Origin of the sequence: Dyadobacter sp. CY312 (assembly GCF_021390535.1) — a bacterium.
Classification (GTDB): domain Bacteria; phylum Bacteroidota; class Bacteroidia; order Cytophagales; family Spirosomataceae; genus Dyadobacter.
Genome location: NZ_JAJUXG010000035.1, coordinates 1 through 15,051 on the forward strand (window position 1 = coordinate 1; position 15,051 = coordinate 15,051).

At 41.4% G+C, this 15,051-nt stretch carries 12 protein-coding genes; 6 read left to right on the plus strand and 6 right to left on the minus strand.

The features are described 5' to 3' along the window. Positions 1-246 precede the first annotated feature (246 nt). The 5 genes from LZG71_RS29205 to LZG71_RS29225 form a co-directional block, all read right to left on the minus strand. Positions 247-663, minus strand: coding sequence for an AraC family transcriptional regulator (locus LZG71_RS29205; RefSeq protein WP_233826635.1), 417 nt, complete (start codon positions 661-663; stop codon positions 247-249). 129 nt (positions 664-792) lie between these two features. Further along, entirely contained in the window at positions 793-1,011 is a 219-nt protein-coding gene (locus LZG71_RS29210) for a heavy-metal-associated domain-containing protein (protein WP_233826637.1), read from the minus strand. 219 nt (positions 1,012-1,230) lie between these two features. Continuing rightward, on the minus strand, positions 1,231-1,596 hold the full coding sequence (locus LZG71_RS29215; protein ID WP_233826639.1) for a hypothetical protein: 366 nt from the start codon (positions 1,594-1,596) through the stop codon (positions 1,231-1,233). Positions 1,597-1,663: 67 nt separating this feature from the next. Then, positions 1,664-4,081, minus strand: a complete 2,418-nt coding sequence (locus LZG71_RS29220) for a heavy metal translocating P-type ATPase (protein WP_233826641.1) — start codon at positions 4,079-4,081, stop codon at positions 1,664-1,666. Positions 4,082-4,169: 88 nt separating this feature from the next. Continuing rightward, positions 4,170-4,733, minus strand: a complete 564-nt coding sequence (locus LZG71_RS29225) for an AraC family transcriptional regulator (RefSeq protein WP_233826643.1) — start codon at positions 4,731-4,733, stop codon at positions 4,170-4,172. Positions 4,734-5,117: 384 nt separating this feature from the next. Here LZG71_RS29225 and LZG71_RS29230 point away from each other — a divergent pair, with 384 nt between their 5' ends. The 6 genes from LZG71_RS29230 (at position 5,118) to LZG71_RS29255 (ending at position 10,509) form a co-directional block, all read left to right on the plus strand. After that, positions 5,118-5,873, plus strand: a complete 756-nt coding sequence (locus LZG71_RS29230) for an AraC family transcriptional regulator (RefSeq protein ID WP_233826645.1) — start codon at positions 5,118-5,120, stop codon at positions 5,871-5,873. Positions 5,874-5,909: 36 nt separating this feature from the next. Then, entirely contained in the window at positions 5,910-7,058 is a 1,149-nt protein-coding gene (locus tag LZG71_RS29235; protein WP_233826647.1) for an NAD(P)/FAD-dependent oxidoreductase, read from the plus strand. Positions 7,059-7,428: 370 nt separating this feature from the next. Continuing rightward, complete coding sequence (locus tag LZG71_RS29240; RefSeq protein WP_233826649.1) at positions 7,429-8,586, plus strand: acyltransferase; 1,158 nt, start codon at positions 7,429-7,431, stop codon at positions 8,584-8,586. Positions 8,587-8,740: 154 nt separating this feature from the next. Further along, on the plus strand, positions 8,741-9,259 hold the full coding sequence (locus tag LZG71_RS29245) for a DinB family protein (protein ID WP_233826651.1): 519 nt from the start codon (positions 8,741-8,743) through the stop codon (positions 9,257-9,259). 205 nt (positions 9,260-9,464) lie between these two features. After that, positions 9,465-9,776 carry a carboxymuconolactone decarboxylase family protein gene (locus LZG71_RS29250; protein ID WP_233826653.1) on the plus strand — a complete coding sequence of 104 codons (312 nt, stop codon included), beginning with the start codon at positions 9,465-9,467 and terminating at the stop codon, positions 9,774-9,776. 127 nt (positions 9,777-9,903) lie between these two features. After that, complete coding sequence (locus LZG71_RS29255; protein WP_233826655.1) at positions 9,904-10,509, plus strand: HEAT repeat domain-containing protein; 606 nt, start codon at positions 9,904-9,906, stop codon at positions 10,507-10,509. Positions 10,510-10,813: 304 nt separating this feature from the next. On the opposite strand, the gene LZG71_RS29260 is transcribed toward LZG71_RS29255, so the two are convergent. Further along, positions 10,814-14,902 carry a hybrid sensor histidine kinase/response regulator transcription factor gene (locus LZG71_RS29260; RefSeq protein WP_233826657.1) on the minus strand — a complete coding sequence of 1,363 codons (4,089 nt, stop codon included), beginning with the start codon at positions 14,900-14,902 and terminating at the stop codon, positions 10,814-10,816. Between the last annotated feature and the right edge of the window lie 149 nt (positions 14,903-15,051).

Sequence of the window (15,051 nt, forward strand, 5' to 3'; positions counted from 1 at the left end):
AATATACCGTATCATCTTCCGTTTCCTGGCTATTTTTGGCCAATATTCAGTTGATGTTACAACGAATAAACTCTGTAAGCGAAACTTAATTCCCAAACACACTCTAAGTGTACCCCATTTGTATTTCTTCATCCGTCTATAATTTCTGTTTTCCCCGTTGCTACCCGATAAAAAGCAAACCTCTTCTTATACGTACAAAGAGAGGTTTGTTGGAAATATTACATTATAAGTTTATTTTTTTAAGACTTATATTTCGCTTTGTTCCAGCTTCTGCCTTCTGATAATTTCCAGCTTATTTTTTCTGATTTCCTTAAAATAGGTGGACGTGAATCCTGTATACTTTTTTAGCGTGTTGGACAACGAAGAGGGATTATTGTATCCCAGTGCGATTGCTATCTGCTTAAATGATTGTTCGGTATAGACCAACAGTTCTTTTACTTTTTCTACCAAGCGAATTGCAAAAACCCTTTCAGGTGTAACTCCATATTCAGACAAAAATAGATTACTGAATGTATTATAATCTACTTTTAATTCATTGGAAATCTGCGTAGAAAAAACTAAATATTTCCCCGTATCTAATCGGATCTGGATGATTTTATCCGCTACATTTTTTACTTTGCTAAATATCTCTGAACGATCATTGACTAACTTTATATGTAACATAACTTCTGCTTTAAGATTGAGATTCAGTTCCTTTGGAATATCAGTCGTAATTCAAAATTTCAGGGATGACATATTGCTATCCCTGAAATTAACTTCATTATATAGCACCCAAACAGCTGGCCGATCAGCTTAAATGTTTTTCTCCACAATCGCTTCGACTTTATAGCCGGCTTTTTCAACAGCCTCTACCAGCGCTGCTAACACTTCGTTGCTTTCAACAGAAATAGATAATTTTCCCGCTTCTAATTTTTCAATTTCAACGTCTTCAATATTTTTTACTGAACCATTTACTCTTGCCTGGCAATGTGCACTTTGCATATCAGGTATGCTTAATTCTAGATTTTTCATGTTATATTTTTTTATGTTGTACAAATTTACGCATTGCCTTGTGGCTATTAATTACGCTATTACCTGTATGATTTGTGAGATTTACTGATTGAGGATTCAGCAAACAGTTAGCAAAAGAAGCGCCACATTTAACCAACTTCCAAAAGAAAAAACGGCGGCCAGGAAATCATGGAACCGCCGTTCTGCAAATGCACTAAATCGTTTCTGAAATTATAAATATCACTTCCCTTTGACAGCAGGAATTTTATATTCGTCAAGACTGGTTACTCTTACACTATCTATTCCTTCCAATGGCCAGGTAATGGGTATCATGGTCATGTAATCGCACTTAGGGCATTTGTCCCCTTCTGAGCCAATCATTTCCTTATGCGCGGGACAACCAGTGATAAAGTTTCCATTCTTATCGAGCGCCTGGCCAAGTTCATTTTCATACTTGTTCATTTTCGCACTTGCCACTTTTTTCTCTACAACCTCAGCGTGATTATGCCCATCGCCGGCGTTATGGCTTTGTGCCACTTTTGCTTTTTTATTATCAGTATCGCAGGAAGAAGCAAATATTGCTAGTGATGCGAATACTGCTATCATGAATTTATTCAGTTTCATTTTGATTACTATTAATTTATGTTACAAAACTTACAGCCCTTTTTTGAATTTACTTTTTCCATTTCAAGCGCAGGCTGTTACTTACAACACTTACACTACTCAAAGCCATTGCAGCACCGGCAATCATTGGGTTTAACAAGAAACCGTTGATTGGATACAATATTCCGGCAGCAAGAGGAATACCGATTACATTGTAAATAAATGCCCAGAACAGATTTTGCTTAATGGTAGCCACTGTTTGTTTAGACAAACGTATTGCCTGCGGGATCTTCGTAAGGTCTGATGAAATGATAGTCATTTTGGCTACGTCCATAGCAATGTCGCTGCCTTTGCCCATGGCAATACTTACATCCGCTGTTGCCAGGGCTGTACTGTCATTGATTCCGTCGCCAACCATGGCTACAATTTTTCCTTTGCTTTGGAGTTCTTTCACAAAGTCTGCTTTGTGTTGAGGCAAAACTTCGGCTTTGTAATGCAGGATACCTGTTTGCTCAGCAATCGCCTTGGCAGTGGACTCATTATCGCCCGTAAGCATGTACAATTCAATGCCCATTTCCTGCATTTCTTTAATTGCCTGAACCGATGTTTCTTTAATCTTATCGGAAATAGCGATCACGGAAAGCGCCTGTTTGCTGTCTGCAAACCAGATCACAGTCTTGGATTGTTTGCTCCATTCATCGGCCTGTTGTTGCAATTGTCCCTCAATCGTAATGTTATTTTCTGTCAATAGTTTTTTATTACCTACAAAATAGGTTTCACCGTTGTGATCTGCCTTGGCGCCTTTACCCGTAATACTATCAAACATTGATAATGGGGTGATAGCTACACCTTCCAGCTGTTTCACCACTGCCTCCGCCAACGGGTGCTCCGATTGCTTTTCAATACTGAGCAACACATTTTTGGTTGTATCATCATTGTGCAGCCATTGGATACCTGTAACCTGCGGTCTTCCCTCGGTTATTGTTCCTGTTTTGTCTAAAACAATCGCATTCACCTTCTTGGCCAATTCCAGACTTTCTGCATCTTTAATCAAAATGCCGTTTTCTGCACCTTTACCAACACCCACCATAATTGCAGTAGGTGTAGCAAGGCCCAAAGCACAAGGACAAGCAATAACCAAAACCGTAACGGCTGCTAACAATCCCTGTACTACACCGTTATCACCGCCAAGAACAAGCCACAAAACAAAGGTGAGGATGGCAATGCCAATTACCACGGGAACAAAAATGCCCGCTATTTTATCTACCAGTTTTTGCACGGGTGCTTTACTTCCCTGAGCATCCTGCACCATTTTAATAATTTGGGCAAGCATGGTTTCTTTACCTACTTTAACCGCCTTGAACTGAAAACTTCCTTTTTGATTGATTGTTCCGGCAAATACTTTTTCACCGTCTTGCTTCAATACCGGGACAGGTTCGCCACTCAACATACTTTCGTCCACGTACGAATTACCGGAAGTAACCATTCCGTCGACAGCAATTTTTTCGCCTGGCTTTACTAACAGTACATCGCCCTCATGTACATCCTCAATGGCTGTTTGTTTTTCTGTTCCGTCTGGCTGTATCACCATCACGGTTTTAGGTTGCAGGCCCATCAGTTTTTTAATGGCAGTAGACGTGTTCCCTTTGGCTTTTTCTTCCAGTAATTTCCCTAAAAGGATAAAGGCGATCACTACGGCAGCCGCTTCAAAATAAACGTGTGCATGTAAACCTCTCTGATGCCAGAAATCCATGAACAGCACATTAAAAACACTAAATATGTAGGCGATACCAGTACTCAATGCTACCAAAGTATCCATATTGGCAGAGCGGTGTTTGGCCTGCTTCCACGCATTGATAAAAAAGTCTTTACCCAGCCAAAGCACCACAGGTGTTGAGAACGCCCACATAATTTCGTTACCGTAAGGCATATCCATAAAGAACATACCGATGGCTACTACGGGTAATGACAGTATAACCGCCCAGATGGTTTTGTTTTTTAGTGCGCGGTATTTCTTTTCGTGTATGGCTTCGAGCGTTTCCTGTTGAGCGTTTCCATTTTCAATAAATAAGTCGTACCCGATGGATTGAACTGCCTTTTGAAGCTTTGTCGCATCCGTCATATTCGGCAAATATTCTACGGTCAGATTTCCCGTGGCAAAATTTACAGAAGAACTGATTACGCCGGGCTGATACTTTACAATGCTTTCCGCACTCCCAGCGCAGGATGCGCAGGTCATGCCCAGAACCGGAAGGGTGTTTTTTACCGTAGGAACACCGTAGCCAAGGTCTTTAATTGCCGCTACGGCCTTACCAACCGTTTCATTGTCATCAACGGTAATGGCGGCTCTGTTGTTATTCAGTTCCACCTTGTGCGTTTCCACACCTTTTACCTGTGCCAATCCTTTTTCAACGATCAATGCGCAGTGTTCACTTTCTACATCTTCTAACGGGATGTAAACAGTTTCTCTATTTTTATTTGTTGCCATGTCTTTGATTGCTTTTTTGCAATACAAAATTGATGACATTACTAAAAATAGCTGTTGTAGAATTAGGGAATTGATTTGTAAGATTTACTTACACTTTATCCAGTGGCAATCTCTTGTCTTCACGAACCTGTTTAAAATGACTTGGTGTCAGGCCAGTCACTTTTTTAAACTGATTACTCAGGTAGGCAACACTTGAATAGTTAAGGCGGATGGCGATTTCGCTTAGAGATAACTCATCATAAACCAAAAGCTCCTTTACCTTTTCAATCTTCTGTGCTATAAAATATTTTTCTATTGTAGTACCCTCCACCTCCGAAAACAGATTGGAAAGGTAATTGTAGTCATGGTTGAGTTTTTCACTCAATATATCTGATAGATTGGATTTTACATCATTATCCTGATAATGCACCAGGTCAATAATGACATTTTTTATGCCCTCAATAATCCTGCTTTTTTTGTCATCAATCAACTCAAAGCCCAAAGGGACCAAATTTTTACCCAGCAAACTTTTTTGTCCTTCCAGTAACTCATTTTCAACGATAACTTCCCCCAACTTAACACTTTTGGGTACAATGCCGAGTTTGTCAAGTTCGTTCTGCACTACCGTAATGCAGCGGTTGCAGACCATATTTTTTATGAAGAGTGTAGTCATGTCAGGTATTGATATACTCCGATAAAATACTGTGAAACTTGTTACAATCAGGGCATCCGCAATATACTTCCCTAAAAGTATTTATTAATAGATACCAGCAGATTTATTAAACGAAGTGAATATAACCCATTGATTATTTGGGCAATGCCGCCTCGTGGCTAATTCACTTATGCATCACAATGACTTGCGAACCATATACCGAAACATAAAACTTTCAAATATAGGCTTCAACTGAGGTAAAATCGCAGATTAACCTTTTGTTCGCTTCACTACTGCATTTCCACTTAGTAAAAAATTAAATACCTTTCAGGGAGTTTAGGCCTTATCAACCTGTATCGTTGCGGGCTGATCCGGATTCAAAAATGCAGCACCCCAAGAAAAACAATGGATAGTTCACTTCATTATCAATTTGCTCTACCCGAAAAAAGTCTTGACGATTTTGTTGAAAGTTTCTGGATGCTGACGAATCATTCGGATACCGAAAAACACGCAGTCATATTGCCCGACGGAAGAGTTGATTTATTCCTTTCCAGGTCTACCTCTGAACCCTTCCATGTTACCTTATTGGGCATTGGCACTTTACCGGAGCAAGCAAGTATTCCTCCGGGATCTGTAACCTTTGCAATCAGTTTCAAATTACCTGGCGCAGAGTATATTCTCAAATCACCCATAGCACATTTACTGGACAAGGCAGAAAATCAGCCGTCTGGTTTTTGGGGATTCGATGAAAATGACCTGCACGACTTTGAGGCCTTCTGCCAGAAGGCGACACAAAGGCTAAAAACTGAAATACCCCAGGAAATTGATACCAGAAAACTCAAACTCTTTCAACTAATTTACCATTCCAAAGGCGCTCTTTCTGTAAAAGAATTATCAGAGAATGTTTATTGGAGCAGCCGTCAAATAAACCGCTACTTCAATCAGCAGTTTGGATTGCCTTTAAAATCATACTGCAACATTCTACGTTTCAGGGCTTCATTTCAGCACATCAAAAACGGAAAGCTTTTTCCTGAAGGAAAATTTAGCGACCAGTCACATTTCATCAGAGAGATTAAAAAGCTGTCCGGTGTTTTGCCGAAAGATCTTAGTCTAAATCAAAACGACCGATTTATACAATTCTCCACAATTCCCGAAAAGTAATTTTGCTCCGTTGAATAATCAAATCAAAAAACGGAGATGAAACTAAAAAATAAGAAAATCGCAATTGTTGGCGGTGGTCCGGGCGGACTAACGCTTGCCAGACTTCTGCAAAAAAGCGGGGCGGAAGTTAAAGTTTACGAACGCGACGTGCATAAAGATGTGAGGGTACAGGGGGCAACCCTTGACCTTCATGAAGAGTCTGGCCTGGAGGCACTACAAAGGGCTGGATTGCTAAAAGCCTTCTATGAAAACCATCGTCCTGACGCCGGTAAGTTGAGAATTGCCGGAAAGGACGCCACCATTTACCTGGACGACCATGCCCATGAAAAACCTTTTGCTGAGCACCGTCCGGAAATTGACAGAGGGCCACTGCGGAAAATACTGTTAGGATCATTAAACCCTGAAACTGTTGTGTGGGACAGTTCTTTTGCGTCGATGCAGAAGAACAATGAAGGTTGGCTGCTGCAATTTAAAGATGGGAGATCGGCCTATGCGGACATTGTCGTGGCTGCCGATGGTGCCAATTCCAAAATCCGACCTTATATCACCGACATCAGACCGGTGTATTCAGGTATAACCATTGTGGAAGGAAATATTTACAATGCTGAAACGAATGCACCAAATCTTTATTCGCTGGTAAAGGGCGCCAAGTTGTTTGCTTTCGGGGATGGGCAATCAATAATACTGAGCGCAAAGGGAGATGGCAGTTTATGCTTCTACACCGGTTGCAAAGTCCCGGAAAATTGGACAGTGCAAAGTGGCATTGACTTTTCCGATAAAACCCAGGTCTTTAACTGGTTCAAAACTGAGTTTGCTTCGTGGAGTACAACCTGGCAGGAGTTATTTGATGGAGATGAGATCTGGTGCATTGCCCGCCCACAATATCATTTCCCAATTGACCAGAAATGGACCTCTCAGCCGAATGTAACCATGATTGGCGATGCTGCCCACCGCATGCCTCCCTATGCGGGAGAAGGTGTAAATATGGCGATGCAGGACGCTTTCGAATTAGCTGAAAATCTTATGGGTAATGATTTTAAAACCACCGGGTCGGCCATTGAAAATTTTGAGAAACAAATGCTTTCAAGAACAGCAGAGGTAACTTCCATTACTTTACAAAGCACAGAGATGTTACACGCAACGGATGCAATTGATCAGATGCTGTCTATGATGAAGGGTCACTAGCCTATAATCAGTAAAATTACTTCTGTAAACTAAGGGCGGGATGGGTTTTCGGCTCAGGTAAGATTCAATTTTGAAAGATGTATCCTGGCGGTCATTCTGTCACCGCATGTAGTGGAGAAGCCATCCTAATTCTCCACTACTTGCATACTCAGCACATGCTGGCTGTAATTCCTTATTAGCTGCGCCTTTCCGCAGCTAATAAATCCAATCCTTGTATGTTTATTTACGCCACATCGCTACACAATGAATCAAAGTGCAGACGACAGCAAATAGGCATAGATAAAATCCATACCATTATAAAGATGCATGAGGCATAGTCAAACTGGATGGCATTTTGTAATTTCCACTTTTAGCCATAACCATGAAATAAATGTCTCCTTTCTTTACTCAACCAGCTTCGGTACCTCAGCATCCAAAAAACAAAATCGTTTATATTGACTACCTGAAAGTGCTGCTGACTGCACTTGTAATTGTGCATCACGCCCTGGTAACTTACGGCGCTCCCGGCGGCTGGTATTATTTTGAGAAAACAGAACTGACAGGTGCAGTCATTCCGATGACGATGGCCGTTAGTGTTAACCAGTCCTTTTTTATGGGCTTTTTCTTTTTTCTGTCTGCACTCTTTATTCCCGCGTCCCTAAAACGGAAAGGGAGTACTGTTTTCATCAAAGACCGATTTTTCAGACTAGGAATTCCTTTGATTTACTATTCCTTATTCCAGGCAACGATCATGAATTTTCTCGTTTACCGCTATGCAGAAAACCATGACATTACCTTTTTACAGTTTCTCTCAGGTTACGACGGCTGGATCAATGTAGGTGTACTTTGGTTTGTGCTCGCTCTGCTCCTATTCACGCTGTGTTACATCGTTTATACCAAAGTAGCTAAGCCTGATTTTAAAGACTGGCCATTGCCATCCCTTAAACAAGTTCTATTTTTCGCTACAGTGCTTGGACTCATTACTTTTTTTACCAGAACTGTTTTTGCGGTAGGCTGGGTCTTAGAACCGCTGGGTTTTCAGTTAGGGCATTTTCCGCAATACATCGCCATGTTCATCTTTGGATTAATCGCTGCGGAAAACCAATGGATCCAGCAGATCGATCAGCAACATTACCGGAGGCTCAACACTTTCATTTTTTGTATGATTTTCATCGGCTTTCCGGTTATTTTTTCTCTCAAAATTGTCTTTGGACAACCGCTGGAATGGTTTGTCGGGGGATGGCATATAGCCGCACTGCTCTATGCATTCTGGGAACAGATTATCGGCATTTCCATCATGGCTGCATTGCTTGTGTTTGGAAAGAACAAGTTAAATACGCATTCCAATTTTATGAATAGGATGTCACGCTGTGCCTTTGCCGTGTATATTCTGCATCCGTTGGTTCTGGTGGTGCTATCGCTTTTAATCAAAGACTGGGCAATAGATCCGGCTATCAAATTCTTAATTGTCGCGCCGCTAGGCGTTATAGCCAGCTTTTTACTAGGCTCTGTCGTTGTGAAGATCCCGGGCGTTAATCAGGTCGTTTAGGAGGGTTGCACGTTTGAAGACAAATTGAATTTCCACTACCTTAATCGTATAGGACGACATGAAAGCCGTGTGCAGGGTTTTCCACCCAACTTCCCTAATTTAAGATCCACAAGGCTAAATCCAGCAGATTATTAATCAAAAAATATAACTACCGATGACACAAAAAGAAATTTTGATCAGTCAGACTTCAAATGCTTATGATTGGACAAATAAGCTTGTTGAGACAATTCCGCTCGAAAAATGGGAAATCATTCCGGATACCATTGAATCCAGTATCAATTGGCAGGTTGGGCATTTGATCATCAGTCATTATTTCCATTCCATTATGGTAATCCGCGGACATCAAATGGATATTCTCCAAAAACTTCCAATCCGGGATTATAGTGACTTGTTTACTGTATCAGCACCGATAATGTCCATGGGAAAAACAGACTCAAGGAAATTATTGCAGGATCTGAAAGTTATTCAACAAAAGTCGATTGACGTTCTTGCAACCCTCTCTGATTCTGAACTCCACAGCCCATTGGAACCCAGGTCAACACCCCATCCCATCGCAACAACCAAATTTGAAGCAATTGACTGGAATGTTAAACACACCATGTATCACTGTGGACAAATCGGTATTCTTAGACGAATTGTTGACAAGCGTTATGATTTTGGTTTAAAGCTATAGATAAGCAAAAGCGCAACCAGGTCAACCTTATTGCTCCTATCTGAGAAGTTCTCTCAGTCACTGCCGGGAACAAAATATGTCAGGGAGGAAACTGATATAAGTCATCATTTCTTTTCATGGCAAGAAATAAATTTACACAATCATCAGCGACGTTATCAGATAATGAACAGCAATTTCTTAATAGATAAACCAGACAATTATAAAAATGCAGAAAGAAAATCCATACGAAGTTTTTCAAAAAGAATCGCCCGAAGTCTTTGAAGGTTTCAACGGGTTGGTCGAGTCACTTATGAATACCAAAGCACTCGATCAGAAAACCAAACAATTGATTTACCTGGGTATTAAAGCAGCTGAGGGAGATCAGACAGCCGTCATGTTTCACGTTCCCATGGCAAAAAAACTTGGAGCTGGCAGGGATGAAATAAAGGAAACGATCCTGCTTACATTGACTGTGTGTGGATTAAAAGGGGTAAACACATGTCTGCTGCCGGCATTGGAAATCTACGATCATTGCTGATCATGTTTTAAGCCCCCAATATTCTTATCCATTTTTTGAGAACATGGGCTTAAAATCACATCTGTTACCAAAGAATTTATATAACCAACGCTCGCTACACCTATCCGTTCATTTAAATAAACTGTGTGTGGAAATACAACCCCTGCTGGATGAGATCAAAAAAATTGAACACGGCTTCAAACATATCACAGAAGCTGGTGATACGATTTTGAGCGGCCAGAACTTAAATCATTTCGATGTAGCTATTCAGTTTCTTGGTGATGAAAGTTATCAGGTACGCATGTTAGGGACTTACATTCTGGGAGCACTTTCTGCCGGAAATACCGATGCGCTGAAAATCCTGAAAACTCAGGTTTCGCAAGACCAGAACTGGCGGGTGCAGGAAATGCTGGCAAAGGCATTTGATCGTTATTGTGAGACGATCGGATATGAAAAGTCGCTGCCCGTTATTGAACTATGGCTTGATGATAGAAATCCAAATGTAAAAAGAGCAGTGATAGAAGGGCTACGTATCTGGACTGGCAGGCCTTTTTTTAAAACCAATCCCACCCTGGCTATTCAACTGATCAGCCGGCACAAAGCAGATCCAAGTGAGTATTTAAGAAAATCCGTAGGCAATGCCCTGCGGGACATTGGCAAAAAGCATTCAGATTTGATTGACTGTGAAATTGCAAGCTGGGATCTGATCGATCTCAAAATCAATTTCACTTATAAACTTGTGATCAAGGGTTGATGATATTTCTACTCCAAAAGAATCGTCCGTAAATAGCCAAACGAGCCTACTGCGCCAGAGTTAAAAAAAATGTCAGAAATCCTCAGCAGATCGCGAGGATCAGGGATTGGTAACCATCAATTCCGGTGGCACTTTTGATCCTATGAATTGCTTCTTTGGTCCAGACACTCCAGTATAGGTAAGATCACCAACGATATCTTCAGTCTTTTTTTGACTGCTCTCACCACGGTTTCCGCCTTTTTTGGCTTGCAGACTATGTCCTTGGTGCACATACTACCAAGAATGAATGGTAACATGATCTTAACTACCCTGCCAGCGAATACTCACTTGGTGTTTTTCCGAATTGCTTTTTGAACTCCTTACTGAAATATTTTCGGTCATCGTAACCAACCGCATAAGCGACCTCATAAACCGTCATGTTATGTTCCTGCAGAAGCTGGGCTGCTTTTTTTAATCTTATCGACTTCAAGAAATCAATGACAGACATACCCGTGATTGCCTTCAGTTTTTTGTAAATCACGGATTGGCTCATACCAATCTTTTCGGCAAGCATGGCAACCCCGAATTCGGGATTATCCATCAGATCTTCGGTGATCAGCATAACCTTGCTCAGAAACTGCTCTTCTGTGCTATTGATCACAATATTTTGGGGCTCCAAAGTAACCTGGCGGCTATATTTTTGCCTCATCAGCTCGCGTGCAGATAGTAAATTTCTTAGGTTTAGTTCCAGAACCTGAATACTGAATGGTTTAGGAATGTATACATCTGCGCCTATCTTCAGCCCGCTGATCTGATGGCTGACAGAAGCCTTTGCAGTAAGCAATATGATGGGAATGTGACTTGTTCTTTCATCCGTTTTTAGTTTTCTGCATAAGGTCAAACCGTCCATTTCCTCCATCATGACATCGCTCACAATCAGATCCGGAATTAATTCGGTAGCGCACAACCAGCCCTGCCCTCCATTTTCCGCCTGTATTATCTCATACCTCTCCTGAAGAGACTCTGCCAGAAATGCTCTGATCTCTGCATTATCCTCCACCAATAGAATATTCGGTTTTTCTCCCGGGATGAAAATAGCAGAAGCGTTTTCTTCAAAATCATCGTGTGCTGAAACTGCCAGCATTTCTGGCAAAAATATATCGGTGCTTAACTCGGAAGCTTCGAAATGAGCATTGCCTTTTAAAAGACTAATCGTAAAACAAGTATTGCCCGCTTTGCTATCCTCAGCAGGTCTACTTTCCACAGTCAGAATACCTTTGTGTAATTCGGTAATACTTTTCGACAATGCAAGTCCGATACCATAGCCTGTATTCTGATTTCTCTGATCATAAACCTGGAAAAAATTAACAAAAAGTTTGTTCAGGTACTGTGGTGCAATACCCTTGCCATTATCGCTAATCCTGATATCCACAGTGTTTTGCTTTTCTTCAATAAGCAGCTCAACCCTTCCTCCATCCTGAGTGAACTTGTATGCATTACTTAGAATATTGAAAACAACCTTCTCCATTTGCTTCACATCAAAATAAACATCGACTCTTTCAACATTGCTTTCAAAAACAGATGTGATGTCACGATGTTCAGACGAGAGGCTAAAATCATGAAATATGTCTTTCAGAAAAGAGACTAAATTATTTTGTGTAACCTGTAATCTGAGATGACTGGTCTCAGCTCTTCTAAAATCCATCAGTTCACTGACCAGCCTGAGTAATCTCTCGGCATTCTTTCTTACCTGCCCCAGATGCGACTGAATGATCGAATCTTCCTTTCTGATCAGAATCAATCTTTCCACTGGACCTTGAATCAAGGTTAAATGCGTTCTGATCTCATGGGATATATTTGTAAAAAAATCCAGTTTGATCTGGTACAATTCATGCTCCCTGCGAAAAAGTGCGCTCATGTAGAAATAGCGTGTCACAAACAGAACTACCGCCGCTACGACCAAAACATACAAACAATAAGCCCACCAGGTCGCCCACATCGGAGGGGTTACGTGAATAATCATTTGTGCCGCCTTCGTACTCCACACACCGTCATTATTGGCCCCTTTCACAACAAACTTGTAAGTTCCGGAAGGTAGATTTGTATAGCTCGCAGATGAAGTACGCACGTAATTCCAGTCCTTTTCAAAACCTTCCAGCCGGTAAGCGTACGTATTCTTGTCAGACTTTATAAAATTCAGCAGGGCAAAATCAATCGAAAAGATGTTCTGATCATGGGAAAAAGTTATCTCTTTTGTCAGACTGATATCTTTGCTTAATAAACCGTCCGCAGCACCTATCACAACCGGTCTGTTAAATAATTTTAGCGACGTTAAAACCACAGGTGCAACAAATTCATTGACCTGAATTGCATCCGGGAAAAAACTGACCAATCCATTGAGTCCCCCAAAAAACATTTCACCTGATTTGTCTTTGTAGAAAGTATTGGGAGTAAATTCATTTCCCGGCAATCCGTCGGTTACCGTGTAGTTTTTAAAATTTTGTTTTTTTGTATCAAACCGTGACAATCCGTTAGATGTACTCAGCCAAAGATTCCCCTGGTCATCATCCAGGATTCCGAGCACGTTGTCATTAGGCAATCCGTGCTTTTGCTTATAAGTAACGAATGTGTTGGATTTTCGGTCAAAGCGCGTAAGCCCGCCATAGAATGATCCTATCCAAAGGATACCTGAGCCATCTTCCCGTACGCAATTGATAATAGCCGGAAATCTGTTTGCAGATTTGCTGGTCGAGCTAAACCAAATAATCCGGCTCGAATCAGCAGGAAGCATATTGAGCCCCTCAGTGGTACCAATCCAGACATTGCCTTTGGAGTCCTCGTAAAAATTACGTACAAAATTACCGCTGAGCTTGAATGGATTTCTATTGCTTGTTTTAAAATGACTAAATTTTCCAGATTTCGGATCCAGTAAATCTGCGCCCTGTTGATCGGTACCCACCCAGATTCTACCCTTACTGTCCTCCATCACCGCGCTAACATTATCAGAGCTGAGCGAAAATGGGTCTTGAGGATTATGTCGGAACGTAGAAAACTTTCTGCCAGCCGGATCATATCGGTTCAATCCACCAAGGTGTGTGGCGATCCACAGGTTTTGATCATTATCCTGGGCAATTCCTTTAACCAGATTGGAGGAAATAACAGCAGGGGAATTTTGTTCCGCCCTAAAATTGGTAATGATACCCTTCTTGTCATCAACGTAATTAAAGCCACCTCCCTCAGTACCTACCAGTAAAACTCCGCTTTTATCCCGGGTTACTGAGCTGACCACATTGTGGTTGATGCTGTACTTTGATTTTCCTGTGTCGTAAATTCTGAAAGGGGTTGCATGCGAGTATACCACATTGACGCCATTGTAATAACTGCCGATCCAGACACACCCGCTTTTGTCCTGAAAAATTGCATACAGTGAGTTTTGACTCAAACTCGTTCTGTTTTCAGGTTCATGTTTAAAGGACTCAAAGGTTAGGGACTCCGGGTCCAGAATGCTCAGCCCTTCAAGGGTTCCTATCCACAATTTCCCATTCTTGTCGACGAGAATTTTGCGAATGTTATTGTGAACCAGGCCAGTCCCGTTTATCTGGCTTTTGTAATGAGTGAAGTTGTCTCCGCGAGGATTGTAAAGGTTAAGCCCCCCATGTTTGGTGCCTACCCAAATATTTTTTTGTTTGTCCTCGGCAACTGATGTGACAAAGTTGTCTGTCAGGCTGGCCTTATCCGTAGCTGAGTTTATATACTTTTTGTACCGAACCTGCCCGCCCGCAAAGATCATTTTAGTCAGACCGTCAGCCGTCCCGATCCACAACTGATGGCTGGAATCCTCAAAAATGCTTCTTACGTCAGATTTCTCAAAACCTTGGTGATGAAATTCAAAACCATGTCTGTTGTCATTTGTCAGCTTATTCAGACCTTTGCTTGTTCCAATCCAGAGAATGCCACGACTGTCTTCAAAAAGGCAATTGATAACACTGCTACTAAGCCTTGTTTTTTGGGTGGAATCACCAGCCAGAAAAGAGATAAACGAATCGCTCTCAGGCATATATTTGTTCAATCCATTGCTTGTTCCAAACCACAAGTCATTCTTCGAATCGGTCAGTGCGCATAAGACGTAGTTGCCCGACAACGTAGACTTATCGCCGGGGTTATTTTTGTAAATTTTAAATCCCCGTCCATCAAATTTATTCAAACCATAGCTCGTACCCAGCCAAATAAATCCCGATTGGTCCTGGGTAATGGCGAGTACAGAGTTCTGAGACAGACCGTTTTCTGAGTTAAGGTTATTGAACACCAGCTTCTGTCCGAACACATCCATTCCCAGACAGACAACCACTGTGAGCATTGCCAAAATGCATGCTTTATTTCTTGCCGTAAATGATAAAAAACCTAAAGGGTTCATAGATACCCGACCATATTAATCTTCGCAATTTAGCATACAGAGATAAGGCTGTAAATAACACAAAAATCTGTATCACTTTTAAATTATTTAGGGATGAAATTGAAGCCAGCGAAGAGCAATTTTATCATTAAATAAGGATAGAATTGTCT

Bases quoted from the DNA above. Each gene is read 5' to 3' on its own strand.
- LZG71_RS29205 (WP_233826635.1), bottom strand. From the start codon at position 663: ATGTTACATATAAAGTTAGTCAATGATCGTTCAGAGATATTTAGCAAA.
- LZG71_RS29210 (WP_233826637.1), bottom strand. From the start codon at position 1,011: ATGAAAAATCTAGAATTAAGCATACCTGATATGCAAAGTGCACATTGC.
- LZG71_RS29215 (WP_233826639.1), bottom strand. From the start codon at position 1,596: ATGATAGCAGTATTCGCATCACTAGCAATATTTGCTTCTTCCTGCGAT.
- LZG71_RS29220 (WP_233826641.1), bottom strand. From the start codon at position 4,081: ATGGCAACAAATAAAAATAGAGAAACTGTTTACATCCCGTTAGAAGAT.
- LZG71_RS29225 (WP_233826643.1), bottom strand. From the start codon at position 4,733: ATGACTACACTCTTCATAAAAAATATGGTCTGCAACCGCTGCATTACG.
- LZG71_RS29230 (WP_233826645.1), top strand. From the start codon at position 5,118: ATGGATAGTTCACTTCATTATCAATTTGCTCTACCCGAAAAAAGTCTT.
- LZG71_RS29235 (WP_233826647.1), top strand. From the start codon at position 5,910: ATGAAACTAAAAAATAAGAAAATCGCAATTGTTGGCGGTGGTCCGGGC.
- LZG71_RS29240 (WP_233826649.1), top strand. From the start codon at position 7,429: ATGTCTCCTTTCTTTACTCAACCAGCTTCGGTACCTCAGCATCCAAAA.
- LZG71_RS29245 (WP_233826651.1), top strand. From the start codon at position 8,741: ATGACACAAAAAGAAATTTTGATCAGTCAGACTTCAAATGCTTATGAT.
- LZG71_RS29250 (WP_233826653.1), top strand. From the start codon at position 9,465: ATGCAGAAAGAAAATCCATACGAAGTTTTTCAAAAAGAATCGCCCGAA.
- LZG71_RS29260 (WP_233826657.1), bottom strand. From the start codon at position 14,902: ATGAACCCTTTAGGTTTTTTATCATTTACGGCAAGAAATAAAGCATGC.